14 protein-coding genes and 1 tRNA gene are annotated in these 12,469 nt (G+C 40.7%); 13 read left to right on the forward strand and 2 right to left on the reverse strand.

The annotated features are described in order from the left end of the window. Nucleotides 1-20: 20 nt before the first annotated feature. The 5 genes from cysE (at nt 21) to Q9312_RS01490 (ending at nt 4,183) form a co-directional block, all read left to right on the forward strand. Nucleotides 21-893, forward strand: a complete 873-nt coding sequence (gene cysE, locus Q9312_RS01470; RefSeq protein WP_309202748.1) for a serine O-acetyltransferase — start codon at nt 21-23, stop codon at nt 891-893. Between the two features lie 35 nt (nt 894-928). Further along, nucleotides 929-2,080 carry an IscS subfamily cysteine desulfurase gene (locus Q9312_RS01475; protein ID WP_309202749.1) on the forward strand — a complete coding sequence of 384 codons (1,152 nt, stop codon included), beginning with the start codon at nt 929-931 and terminating at the stop codon, nt 2,078-2,080. 254 nt (nt 2,081-2,334) lie between these two features. Next, nucleotides 2,335-2,410 (forward strand) — tRNA-Lys (locus Q9312_RS01480). 602 nt (nt 2,411-3,012) lie between these two features. Further along, the gene (locus tag Q9312_RS01485; RefSeq protein ID WP_309202750.1) at nt 3,013-3,375 is read left to right on the forward strand and encodes a hypothetical protein; all 363 of its coding nucleotides are present in this window, start codon (nt 3,013-3,015) and stop codon (nt 3,373-3,375) included. Nucleotides 3,376-3,664: 289 nt separating this feature from the next. After that, nucleotides 3,665-4,183: a hypothetical protein gene (locus tag Q9312_RS01490; protein ID WP_309202751.1), complete on the forward strand. Its 519-nt coding sequence runs from the start codon at nt 3,665-3,667 to the stop codon at nt 4,181-4,183. A gap of 2 nt (nt 4,184-4,185) precedes the next feature. Here Q9312_RS01490 and Q9312_RS01495 read toward each other — a convergent pair whose 3' ends face one another. Next, nucleotides 4,186-4,788: a DUF4291 domain-containing protein gene (locus Q9312_RS01495; protein ID WP_309202752.1), complete on the reverse strand. Its 603-nt coding sequence runs from the start codon at nt 4,786-4,788 to the stop codon at nt 4,186-4,188. A gap of 227 nt (nt 4,789-5,015) precedes the next feature. Here Q9312_RS01495 and Q9312_RS01500 point away from each other — a divergent pair, with 227 nt between their 5' ends. The 8 genes from Q9312_RS01500 (at nt 5,016) to Q9312_RS01535 (ending at nt 10,995) form a co-directional block, all read left to right on the forward strand. After that, nucleotides 5,016-5,378 (forward strand): hypothetical protein, encoded by a 363-nt coding sequence (locus Q9312_RS01500; RefSeq protein WP_309202753.1) that lies wholly within the window; start codon nt 5,016-5,018, stop codon nt 5,376-5,378. 182 nt (nt 5,379-5,560) lie between these two features. Next, on the forward strand, nt 5,561-5,956 hold the full coding sequence (locus Q9312_RS01505) for a hypothetical protein (protein WP_309202754.1): 396 nt from the start codon (nt 5,561-5,563) through the stop codon (nt 5,954-5,956). Nucleotides 5,957-6,386: 430 nt separating this feature from the next. Continuing rightward, on the forward strand, nt 6,387-6,974 hold the full coding sequence (locus Q9312_RS01510; protein ID WP_309202755.1) for an ankyrin repeat domain-containing protein: 588 nt from the start codon (nt 6,387-6,389) through the stop codon (nt 6,972-6,974). Nucleotides 6,975-7,256: 282 nt separating this feature from the next. After that, complete coding sequence (locus Q9312_RS01515) at nt 7,257-7,658, forward strand: SMI1/KNR4 family protein (protein WP_309202756.1); 402 nt, start codon at nt 7,257-7,259, stop codon at nt 7,656-7,658. Nucleotides 7,659-7,915: 257 nt separating this feature from the next. Further along, nucleotides 7,916-8,380: a hypothetical protein gene (locus tag Q9312_RS01520; protein ID WP_309202757.1), complete on the forward strand. Its 465-nt coding sequence runs from the start codon at nt 7,916-7,918 to the stop codon at nt 8,378-8,380. A gap of 704 nt (nt 8,381-9,084) precedes the next feature. After that, nucleotides 9,085-9,543, forward strand: coding sequence for a DUF2310 family Zn-ribbon-containing protein (locus Q9312_RS01525; protein ID WP_309202758.1), 459 nt, complete (start codon nt 9,085-9,087; stop codon nt 9,541-9,543). Between the two features lie 128 nt (nt 9,544-9,671). Further along, nucleotides 9,672-10,358: an FRG domain-containing protein gene (locus Q9312_RS01530; RefSeq protein WP_309202759.1), complete on the forward strand. Its 687-nt coding sequence runs from the start codon at nt 9,672-9,674 to the stop codon at nt 10,356-10,358. 85 nt (nt 10,359-10,443) lie between these two features. Continuing rightward, nucleotides 10,444-10,995 carry a hypothetical protein gene (locus tag Q9312_RS01535; protein WP_309202760.1) on the forward strand — a complete coding sequence of 184 codons (552 nt, stop codon included), beginning with the start codon at nt 10,444-10,446 and terminating at the stop codon, nt 10,993-10,995. Between the two features lie 412 nt (nt 10,996-11,407). Here Q9312_RS01535 and Q9312_RS01540 read toward each other — a convergent pair whose 3' ends face one another. After that, nucleotides 11,408-12,229: a hypothetical protein gene (locus Q9312_RS01540; RefSeq protein WP_309202761.1), complete on the reverse strand. Its 822-nt coding sequence runs from the start codon at nt 12,227-12,229 to the stop codon at nt 11,408-11,410. Nucleotides 12,230-12,469 lie beyond the last annotated feature (240 nt).

Genomic DNA, 12,469 nt, shown 5'->3' on the forward strand with positions numbered 1-12,469 from the left:
AACAGTTGAGGCGATTGAACGTGTTCCGACGAATCCGAGAAGACATCAACAGTGTATTTGAACGTGATCCAGCTGCGCGTAACTGGTTTGAAGTATTGACCTGTTACCCAGGCATGCAGGCTATTTGGATATACCGATGCACGAATTGGTTATGGCGTCATCGCGTAAAATGGTTTGCTCGTTTTCTTGGTATGATCGGTCGTTGGCTAACCGGTGTTGAAATTCACCCGGGCGCAACCATCGGGCGGCGATTTTTTATTGACCATGCAACAGGCGTGGTGATCGGAGAGACAGCCATTATTGGCGATGATTGCACGCTTTATCATGGTGTGACGCTGGGCGGGACAACATGGAACCCGGGTAAACGTCATCCTACATTAGAAGACGAAGTTGTTATTGGCGCTGGCGCTAAAGTTCTCGGGCCCATTACCGTTGGTAAAGGTGCGCGAGTTGGTTCAAACTCCGTGGTTGTTAAAGACGTGCCGCCGCGTGCAACGGTCATAGGTATTCCCGGTCATGTTGTTCGTGACAGCGAGGGGAAAAATCCAGAGCACCGTAAACGTATTGAGCAATTAATTGGCTTTGAAGCGTACGGTGAAAGTTCGATTGCGTTTGATCCTGTGGCGCAAGTCATCTCAAGTATGTTGCAACATTCACGGGCAGTCGATCAGCAACTAAAAATGTGTCGACAAGCACTCGAAGCAGCCAATATTGATGTGACTAAAGTGCCACTGCCTGGTATTCAAATCGCTGACTTTTTAGAAGAATATAAAATTCCTCAACAAGGCGTTGAACAGCCTGATTCTCAACAACCGGACTCTGAACAAAAAGAAAACCCAAGCACCGGATCTGATGACGTTTCTCGATCCAATGAAAACTCAAAGACTGAATAATTGTGTAAGCGATTATTCGTTATAATCAAGCCATTATGAAAACACCTTTATATTTAGATTACGCATCCACCACACCAATTGACCCAGTGGTCGCCTCAGAAATGATGCAGTTTATGACGCCGGACGGGCAGTTTGGTAATCCGGCTTCTCGCTCGCATCGGTTTGGCTGGCAGGCCGAAGAGGCGGTCGATATTGCGCGCAATCAAATCGCCACAGCGGTGGGTGCCGATCCGCGAGAAATCGTATGGACTTCAGGTGCAACTGAGTCTGATAATCTAGCGCTTAAAGGTGTTATGCGAAGCGCTCCTGAGAACAAGCGGCACTTAATTACCGTGGCCACTGAACACAAAGCGGTGTTAGATACGTGCGAGGCCTTGAGTCAAGAAGGGGTTGAGGTTACCTATTTAAAGCCACAGCCGAATGGCCGTTTAGATTTGTCAGAGTTAAAAGAAGCCTTTACAGAATCAACCCTGTTGGTCTCGGTAATGGCGGTCAATAACGAGACTGGAGTCATACAAGACATTGCGGCTATTTCGGCGTTATGTCGCGAACACGGAGCTTTGCTTCATGTCGATGCAGCTCAGGCGATCGGTAAGATTCCATTTAATGTTGTCGAATTGGGCGTTGATTTGGCGTCTTTTTCTGCTCACAAAGCTTACGGCCCGAAAGGCATCGGTGCCTTGTATGTGCGTCGCAGTCCCTATGTGCAAGTCGCGGCAATGATTCACGGTGGAGGGCACGAGCGGGGTATGCGTTCGGGTACGTTGCCGACCCATCAAATCGTTGGTATGGGTAAGGCGTTTGAACTTGCAGCTGAGCAATTGCAGCAAGAGACGACCCGGTATCAAGAGTTTCGCAATCGGCTTTGGCAAGGGCTGTCTGAAATAGAAGGTATTCAACGTAATGGCGACCCCGATAACAGTGCTGCAAATATTCTTAATATCAGTGTCGCTGGCGTTGACGGTGAAACCTTGCTGATGTCGTTGTTCAACCTCGCGGTTTCCTCGGGATCGGCGTGCAATTCTGCCAGTGTTGAGCCTAGCTATGTATTAAAAGCCATGGGTGTAGACGATGAGCTGGCACACAGTGCGATTCGGATCAGTGTCGGGCGCTTTACCACTTCGGAAGATATCGACTATGCTATAGCAGAGCTGCGGTCGGTTATTGAACAATTGCGGCAGTTATAAGGTAAGGTTTTCTAAAAGAAGATTGGGTAAATTTTCGTCGAAAACACGCGAAAATGAACACAATTTCAACATCTTTACCAGAGTATGATGTTTTTTTGAAAAAACGCTTGATTAATTTTTTTAAATCAGCATAATACGCATCTCACCGAGCGGGGCACCGGAAAATTTCATTAATTTTCCAACAGTTAAGCCAAGCAACGGTGTTTAAAAAGAGTCGAAGTTTACGCAAATTCAACATCGATTCTTCAAAATTTGGGTCGTTAGCTCAGTCGGTAGAGCAGTTGACTTTTAATCAATTGGTCGCAGGTTCGAATCCTGCACGACCCACCAAATTCTGAGAAGGCCGCTTATCAAAGCGGCCTTTTTGTTTTTAGGGTGCTGCTAACGATTAACGTTGGTGTTAAAGCGACGAGTCGCAGGCCGGAATGCCGGACCATCGAATCTTGCACGACCCACCAAATTCTGAGAAGGCCGCTTATTGAAGCGGCCTTTTTGTTTTTAGGAAACGGTAATGATTAACGTTGGTGTTAAAGCGACGGGTCGCAGGCCGGAATGCCGGACCATCGAATTCTGCACGACCCACCAAATTCTGAAAAGGCCGCTTATTGAAGCGGCCTTTTTGCTTTTAGGGAACGGCTAATGATTAACGTTGGTGTTAAAGCGACGGGTCGCAGGCCGGAATGCCGGACTATCTAATCCTGCACGACCCACCAAATTCTGAAAAGGCCGCTTATCAAATTGGTTTCAAAAGCATCTCAAGCTTCAATACTTTGAATCCGTTAAGCAACGGGGCATATTTAATCTAAGCATTTTTTCTTAAAGATGTCCTCATATATTTAATATAGTAAAATCGACATTGACTCATGTTCGAATGAACAAGAGAGGAATGACGGCTGTGCAGTCTTCGATATATGAAATGGAGGAAGTAAATCTTGACTGAGAAAAAATCAAGTGTTGATGATGCGTTGGGTGCAATTCAAAAGTCTTATCTAGGAAATTTACTGTTTGGAGAGTTTTCATTCAAATTTTTTAAATTGCTTTTTCTAGGGAGCTTTATATTTTACTTTATTAGCATTCTAATCGTGTTTATTCATCAAGAGTTACAAATTGTATTGATGTTTATGTTTTTTGTTGGGGTACTTTTTATTTCTGTTGCCAGCTTTTTCTCAGAAAAAGTCAAAAGTAGAATACTTGTCAGTGATTATGATTTTCAGAAAGCAAAGCTAGGGTTGGGGCTTTTAATTTATTCGTCAGGTTTAGCAGTTGCGGGATTGACGTTGAGATGGATTTTTTAGGTAAGTTAGATAGTGGTAGTTTTAGGTGTGGTATTTGGTAGTATTACTGAGATGATGTTTTGATAATAATAATCAATTCATTCAATATGGTAACTGAAAAACTTCGGCGGTGCATACCCACCAAGTTCTGGAAAGACTGCTTAGCAAATCGATCTCAAAGTCATCGCAAACTTTGATGGTTTTTACACGGTAAGAAAAGGGTTTTCTCTCATATTTAATGGGTGTCCTGTAAAGGCAGCGATACCTGGTTCGGGTAAAGTATTTAAATCAAGTCAATAAAGGTTAATCAATGGATGAATTAGTTGTAGCGGTGGTGAAGTACCGAGGAAATATATCTTACTATCGTTGTGAGCGAGAAAATTGGGTATTAGATCTAAATAAGTTAAGAGATGCGTTCAATTCATTTGGTTATAGTATTCCTGAATTAGACGATACTGATAGGTTTGGAATTCATACCATTACAGATGGCAATGTGGAATTGTTTTTGGATAAGATGAAAGCTTATAAGGTTGATAAAGAAGCCCTCAGTTTAATCCTTATGAAAAGGTTCCCGGTGGCTCGATCCTGGTGGGATGTCGGCGAAATATTCCCTTTAGTATTTGTTGATTTTGATCGAAAGACGTTGGGTGCTTTTTATTATGAAGGAGTAAAAATGGAGAAATATATTCCTGATGGATGGACCGGAGAGTTTATCGACTTTGCTAATGAATACCCTGAAGATATTTTCCCAGCATCGGAAAAGTTTTGGATTAAAGAGGATTCTGACTTACTTAAACTATTAAATGAAAGAGGGGCTAGTCAAAAATAGGCTTATGTAGACACTCCTACTTTCTTAGCAAGCTCATTATTGATAGGAAAAGGCAACTCAACCGGAAGCAGCTTTTTAGCTGCTTCTTTTTTATCTTGAATAACGAGTCCGTGGATCTCATGGGCCAGTTCGGTAACATCGGTGATGTTCTGTATCCAACGGTTAACGTACAGAGGAACCGCCTCATTAGTTAAGCCAATCTGAATGGCGCGATGCTCAAGAGACTGTAAATGGAGATCGCGTTCAGGATCCCATTGAATACGAACGGGTGTTGCTTTTTTAATTTTCAACCACTCTTCTTTATCGGCATAGTCATGGGCTTGATGACTTAATAAACTATGTTCGAGCGCCCATTCAAAACCTTCTCTTGTAATATCGATAGCTAAAATACGGTTCTGCCCATTGTCTTTTTTACCCCAACCAGAACGATACATCATCCAAAGAAAAGACGGCTTAATCCATGTCATACGATCCATCTTAAAAGGTGGTGAAACGAAAGTGCCATTCTCTAATGCTTTATTGGCAATAGCGTGACTGTAGGCCTGATATATTCGAATGGTTTTTTCGTCGTAAAATGCGCGGATTTGTCGAGTAGGAATAGCCATTTTAATCCTTTATTGAGAAAGGGTGTGCAATAATGCCCTATACGGTATTATTGCACACCCTTAAAGAGTATTGACAGGTTTTAGGGGAAACAGGCTTATGGCACGCAAATCGGATGAACTCATCGACTGGATCAAACAGGAAGTATCCCTGGTTCGGCCCGTTGAGGCTTAGGCCTTAAAAATGTCGAACTGATTAATACTTTAAATTGGGATTTGCTAATTGAATCTTGGGTTATCGATTACCCACGCGAGACAGTCAGTTTAGTAAAGAGCAGCGCGCGTTATTGCTGTCGGTCGGGTTGTTACGAGAGTCAGGCCACGAGCATTTTAACGGTTTGATAGTCGTACCGACGATGAACGAAGAAGGTATTATTAGTGAAGTTTACGGGCGCAAAGCCTTAGGTAAACGATTGCGCAAAGGCACGGCGATACATACCTGTTTACCGGGGCCGCATCAAGGTGTTTGGAATGTTGAAGGTATAAAAAACTGCACTGAAGTGGTAACAGGGAAAGTGGTAACAGGGGACACACATCACTCTCGGATTAGAGAATTTTATTATCAAAGCGGATCTCTTTATCTAATTATTTAATGAATTAGCAGTGATAGGTTGCCTTTTAACAAGGATGGCGATAAAAACGATAAGATTGATGGTGTCCTGTATAGGCATATTATTTATATGAGAGATAAAATCAGGGTTAAACAATGACGAAATTCATGCAAGCGTGACTTTTATGAATTATAGAGCGCCTCGAAGAAGATAGGTTTAATAAAATGACAAAAGATTTAGCAGAGATTTTAGGGGTCTCGTCGTTACCAACAGTAAGGGAGATTCCAGGAACGATTGAAGTTGATGGTAGAGAGTTTTGGTATGTTGGATGTGATGGTAAAGGTGCATTTAACAAGCTCTTTTCCAAGCTGCTAAGCGCTATTAGTCCACCATTGCATAGAAGTGGAGGAGCTATCACTGGCGGTTGTTCACTTACCCTTCCTGATGGTAGAGTTTTTCACTCTTTATCGTACAGAGGGGATTTAGCAGGATGGAAAAAGCAAGTTACTCAAGGTGCGCAAAAACTTAACCTTGAGTTAGCTCAAATCAAAGCAGACAAGATAGAGCTTATTCATGGTGAAACATTTCTATTATCGGAATGTGAAGTTGATTTTTATTAGAAGGGACGTTTCATAGAAAATTATGTCAGTTAGCTGAACGAGAAAAGCATCTAGTGTAAATACGGTAATTGATTCAGGCGGTGTTAAAGATTGTTTTGTTTAATTCGAGATGTACTTTCGAAAGTCGTGTTTGAGAGCAATGTTTGTAGTGTAAAACAGCTTGTATTCTCAGTATTCTTAGGTTGATGAGTGACACTAAGTTGTTCATTTAATAGAACCAGACGCTCTAGATTCCAGAAAGAGAGGTTAAAGTAGTGTATCTATGAGAAACTCTATGTGAGTATCCTAAAAAACCTTATAGGGTTAGATTACAGAGAGGGCTCGCCAGTGCGACTATATAAAAACAGCTTGTATTTACTTCAAGATATAATTCGTTAGCATATAGGCAGTAATAAAACTTCACTTCGAAAGATAATGGCGGTTAAGTAGGATGGAAACGGTGATGGTTCAGTATAGTATGCCTGCTCAAATAATCGATGCTATAAAAGACGAGAACGAAGAACTCATACGAGAGTTGACAAGAAGTAGTCCAGAGCAAATTACAGAGTTTACCCCGTTTGGAGGACAAACTTGGTTAGGCTATGCGTCTCTACTAGGGAAGTTAGGATCGGTTAAAGCTCTCGTTGGTTTGGGACTTGATATAAATGTAGGTGACAACAGAGAGAATATCCTGCCAATTTGTAGTGCCGCGGATGGAGGGCATGCTCAAGTCGTTAAGTATTTGCTGAGTAAAGGTTCAAGTTTAGATGTCAGCAAGTCTGTTCGAAACCCTCTTTTTGCCGCAATCGTTGGTCGCTCAGTTGAGATCGTTGAGTTACTTTTAGCCGCGGGGATAGATAGTGAGACAAGGTGTAATAGCGAGACAATGATTGATTTGGATGCAACTGCGTTTGCGTTGCTAAGAGGCGAAGAAGATTGTGCAAAAGCTATAGCAATGTGGAATTCCAAAGGGAATCAAGAAGTAGCTAAACTACTACTCGCCGAGGCAGATAACATCGCAGAGAAAAATGCATATTAAATTAAATATGTACTTATAGAATAAACTCTAGGCCTATAGTCTTAGTTTTATTTACCGATAGCCTGCTAACTTGGAGCTTTTACCTAGCGAATGTAAAGTGCATTTAGTGGTTTTCCAACTGGCCGATTCGATGATCATCATACTATGAAAAGATGCTACGATACGCCTAACCAATAGTGGAATATACCTCCGATTAAATTTCCGGATCAGCATCAAGACTGCATTCATCGCACTGTTGGTATAGCACGTGTAATTATTTCCGGTAACTAATAAGGAATAGAGATGGCGATTTATAATGATCTCTTGGCTGATACACAGCCAGGAGGACGATTAGAAAGATTTGAAAAAGTTGAGTCGTCGGAAGTCGAAAAGCTGAAAAGTATTTATCCAAATTTGCCGGAAGACTACTTATCCTTTTTAGAGGAGGTGGGCAATGGAGAAATTGGAAATGCAGCTTACATGATCTATAACGGTGTTTTGTCGCCTGATGAAATCTATGATGAAACAACGGCGGAAAGCTTAAGTGATATATTAATCTTTGGCGACGATATGCAAGGGTTTTGCTCTGGTTTTGATGTTGAGCATGGCTGGTCAGTTGTAGAAGTCGATCCAATAGACGTGAGTTATAGAAAAACATTTGACTGCTTCTCTGATTTTGTTAGAGATAAATTAAAGCTGATTTAAATCCAATTTCAATACATTTAAATGATTGTTTTATTTTAAAAGTTTTTTTAGGGGAGTTGTGGCAGAAAATTAGGTCTATTTATCCAAAGTAAACAGAAAGTTCTTATTTTAGAATCAAGCAGCTAGTTATAACGATGATGACAAGGTGGATTTAGAAGATCAGAATATGGTAAATGTAAGGGTATTACTGCTGACTATAAGGTAACCGTAAAACTTATAATTGATTGGATTTTCAGTGTAAGAAGAAATGGACTAATATGATGAGTGTAAAAATTGGCGACATAATCGAAATTAAAACAACTTTAGGTAATAGCTATGCGCAATACACACATAGGAGCTCTCGATATGGTGCGCTTATAAGAGTTTTCAAGAAGGTATATCGAGAGCGTCCGGAAACGATAAATAGTATTCCAGATGATAATCTAAGGTTTTCCACATTTTTTCCATTAAAAGCAGCAGTAGAGAATAAGATTGTGGAAGTGATTGGAAATAAATCTGTTTCAGTTGAGCTTTCGGAATTTCCAATGTTTCGTGCTGGAGTAGTGGACCCTTCAACCGGAAAAGTGGCCAGTTGGTGGTTATGGGACGGAGAAAGTGAAGAGCAAGTTGGAAGATTAACGGAAGAACAGATGCATTATCCTATTCGTGGAGTCTGGAATGATACTCTTTTGATTGAAAGAATCGAGTCGAATTGGACTCCCTACACGGATCCAAGTAACTAGTTAGGTAGAAGCTAAATTAAACATATAGAATCTATCTATAATAAATATCTGAGATCATACGACGAATTCCATGACTTTATTAGATGTTATTACAAGGTTAAGTAGGCTAGATGATGAGCTGACAATCTATGCTAAATTACCTTGGTCAATCACCTCAGACGTAATTTTGGATTACGAGCCGGAGGAAGGGCGCCTTCCGAGTTCGGCTGTCGATTTAAACATGGAGTATTTTATAGACGTTTATACTGCATTAGACTTTATAGACGGATGGCTATCTAACAAGGGGGCTCTTCCTAGCGAAGATAAGGTCTGTGAGAGGCTGATCGAATATGTGATCAATGACGCTTAAGCCATTTGGTTTTAAGTGTTTGATGATTGAGGAATAGCCGATAATGAGTTTCGTTTTGAGGGTATAAATAGCGGTATATTATTGTTTAACTTTAACTGAATTATAACTATGAAAATTTTCGAGGACACCCATTACTTGTAACATTATTGCGCTTAGATAGGGGGTTAACCAGTTGATAAATATCGTGAATCTCTCGGGTGGATATATTATTATTTTCACCTAGCGAAATTAATAGTATTGGCCAATCAAACAGATACCAGTAACCTATTGATTTTTAATTAATTAAGTTCTATATCGGTGAATACGAGTTCATTACTTGTGATTTAGTGAATAGAATAAGCTGTTATGAGTTCATATGAGCAGCTACGATAAACTTAGACCTTGGACAGAGATAGAGAATTGTGATTGCAAAGAAATCACATCTATTGTACTTGTGGATATATTGACGGATAACCCAATTCATTGTTTTAATTGCAAAAATGAAATAGATCCGGAATTTTTAAAATTGGATCAAAAATTGGTTGATGATATTGCGAGTTGGTATGGCGTATTTCAATCACTATACAACTTGTGGTTAAATTCCGGGGAATATGAAGAGTATGCAAAAGAAAAGCTTACAAATAAAAATAGTCAGGTGAATGTCGAAGGTATGTCTGTTGCAAAAAGACTGTCTGCCTATTACCCGTCGTACTATTGGTGGTTCTCCGACACAGACGATGGCGAATTAATCTATTGTCCCAACTGCGCTAAGAAACTAGACCCCAATGTCAAGTACGGTACGGGTAAATGTGAGGCCTGCAATGTTGTTGTGTAACACTCATAACAAATCGTGCCAGTCGGACAGTTTGTTCCGTGGCTTCTTTTGTGCTGGTTGCTACGCTAGCACAAAACGCCACTCCACAAACTGCCGCTGCACTCAGCGTTAGGCACTTAGGAAAACGCATGGAATCGAAAACAGTTTGTAGTTTTTCTGACTTCATATGTGAGATAGAAGAACTTGACGAAACTTCGGAGCTTATATTGTTTAGAGGGCAATCCGTTCAAGGTAACCTTCTGCCTAGTGTCTGCCGAGAAGCTCCGACAAAGAATACAACTAGATCTGAAAAGGAAACACTGAAAGAGCTCAGAAGAATGGGCGGCGCTCTGGTATCTAATGAGCAGATGTCAGATTGGGATTTGCTTGTAGTAGCTCAGCATTTTGGGTTAAAGACTCGTTTGCTGGATTGGTCGAGTAATCCTTTGGCTGCTTTGTGGTTCGCTTGCTCAGATTACAGAGAAGGGGACGTATATGTATATGTTCTGTATGCCGATGAATTTTTGCACAATGCAGAGAAAGGGCCTTTCGATACTGGTGCCACCAGGGTATTTAGACCAACACTGAACAACCCTCGTATTGTTGCGCAGCACGGGTGGTTCACATCACACAAGTACTCTTCGAAAACCAAAAAATTTGTTGCGCTTGAGAAAAATAAGAAAATGAAGCGTTCCGTTTTTGAAATTCATGTTCCAGAAAGTTCCAGAAAAACAATGCTTAAAGCTTTGGATAGGCATGGTGTAAATAGCCACACTTTGTTTCCAGATCTTGAAGGGCTATGTAAGTATCTAAATTGGCGTCACAATGGTGCATAACAAAGTGCTGCTACGGAAAATTTACTCGCTGGCGCTCCTAAATTTCCGCAGAGCACGGCGTTATAACTAAATCGAGATCAAAGAATTGTTCAAGAAAAAAGATCCTAATTTAGAGAGGTTGAAAAATCTATTAAGTAAAATAGAGGAAGCAGAAAGTCCTTCCGGGTGGGAGAAAGTGGCTTCCCCATCTGTCGGAGGCTTAACTGATTTAGGGTTTTCCCGGCAGGGCCCATACTTAATAGTAATTTCAAGCCAAGGTAGAGGGCTTTTTAATTGTGAAACTGGCGAGAGGGTATCCCGCGATTATGAAGAGTACGGCGACTGGTTTAACGAACGCGACCTTACTTGTAAAGGTATTGGCCCCGTAGAATCGGAGCTTATTCAAACCTGTGGAATTCACGGGGGAGGACTTCCTCACTCAGGAGCAACAGGTGAGAGCATAGAGGTGCATGCACCCAATTGGCCAGAGTATGACTTATATTTTTGCTCAGAATATAAGTCCGCCCTAATTGATGGTCATGCTTCCTATTGTAAAAAAATCGATTCAGAACACTTAAGGGCGTACGGGTTTTCGTGGTGCGGTAACTTTTTAGTTTCAGCAGTTGGTAGTGATTTCAATCTATGGAAAAAGTTATAACAAAGCTATCTACCGCACTCCATTTCCGTAACTTGGTTTTTATGCTGAGTAGCATAAAAATCCAATCAACTACAATTCGCCGGTAATAGCGGCGTTAACCGACATTAAACTTTCCACTGAGCCTACAAGAACAGTCTCTTTAAACTCGATAAAAAGAGTCCCAAAAGGGAACAAAACATACTCTTTTTTAACAATCCGCTTCTGCTAGTCATTACTACTCTAACGGAGATCTCTCGACTGCGCTTGAGACGACATATTTTGGTGTCGGCTTTTGGCGTTTGCAGAATTAAGTTGTACGATTATGTCAAACTCTTAACCCTAAATTGCCAGGTCGAGTTTGAGCTACTACATAAAATCCACCAAATACTAAAAAGGCCGCTTATCAAAGCGGCCTTTTATAGGTTTTAATGACTCACTTTTGTTTCTTTAGCTCTTCCATAAACTCAACGGCGAGCTTCCCAATCATTTCTGGGTTTTCTTGCAGTTCTTTCTCGAATTCTTCTTGGGCTTCTTGAGCATTCACAATTCTGATTGCTTTAACCAGTGCAAAGATTACCCAAAAGCCGATACTGATGCCAAAACTGATCCAAAATCCGAAGAAATACCAACCAACAAGCGTAGTGATAATTAATCCAATGATGGAAAAGATAATAGTCAGGAGTATGCGATATCCGGATTCTTCATCTGGATCAATCTTTCCACCGACTCTGTCGAAAAACACTTGAGCTATCTTACTGTTCTCTGTGTCAAGAATGATCAACTCAAGGCATTGATCAACAGCGGGCAAAGAAACAAAGTTTATTTTGAAGTACTTACCAAATAGTTGATTAACAAACTCAAAATACTCTTCTGCCACCCAATCACTGCTTTGCTTCCAAGTCTTTGAATGCTTTTTTCCGTCAATTATGCAGGATAAGCTAGCTTGCTCATTGTCATAATTGTAGCTTGAGCGAATTTCAGACACTTTATCATTGAGGTCGGCATGAGTAACGAAGTGAATAAATAATCCCGCATAATCCTCTGGATTTTCAATACATTCACAATCAAACGTTAATATCTTCTTCGGGGCGTGTAATGCAATTTGCTCCGGTAGCTCTTCAACTTCAAGCGATTCGTCGAGTGTATCTGGCAAGAAGCCATTCTCTTGTAAAATAGGAATGAGCTTCTCGCTTTGGCTCTCGGTTTCGCTCAAGCACATGCCTTCGACCATATCATTAATAAATGATGACAACACAATCGTATCCTTTTTTAATAAATAACAATCCAATACATTTGACAGTAATATTGATACTGTCATTTAAGAGGGGCTAAGATACCATTAAACTCAATTTGAGGTAAGTGTGTGGTTTAAAGTGAATTTAGGTGGTTGAATTTTAAGCAATCCATGCTGTGCAATACGAAATAATAATAGAACTTGAAATAACAATAGAACTTGAAATAACAATAGAATTTGTTACGGCAGTAGAATTTGCTA

The sequence above is a fragment of the Pleionea litopenaei genome, from assembly GCF_031198435.1.
GTDB lineage: Bacteria > Pseudomonadota > Gammaproteobacteria > Enterobacterales > Kangiellaceae > Pleionea > Pleionea litopenaei.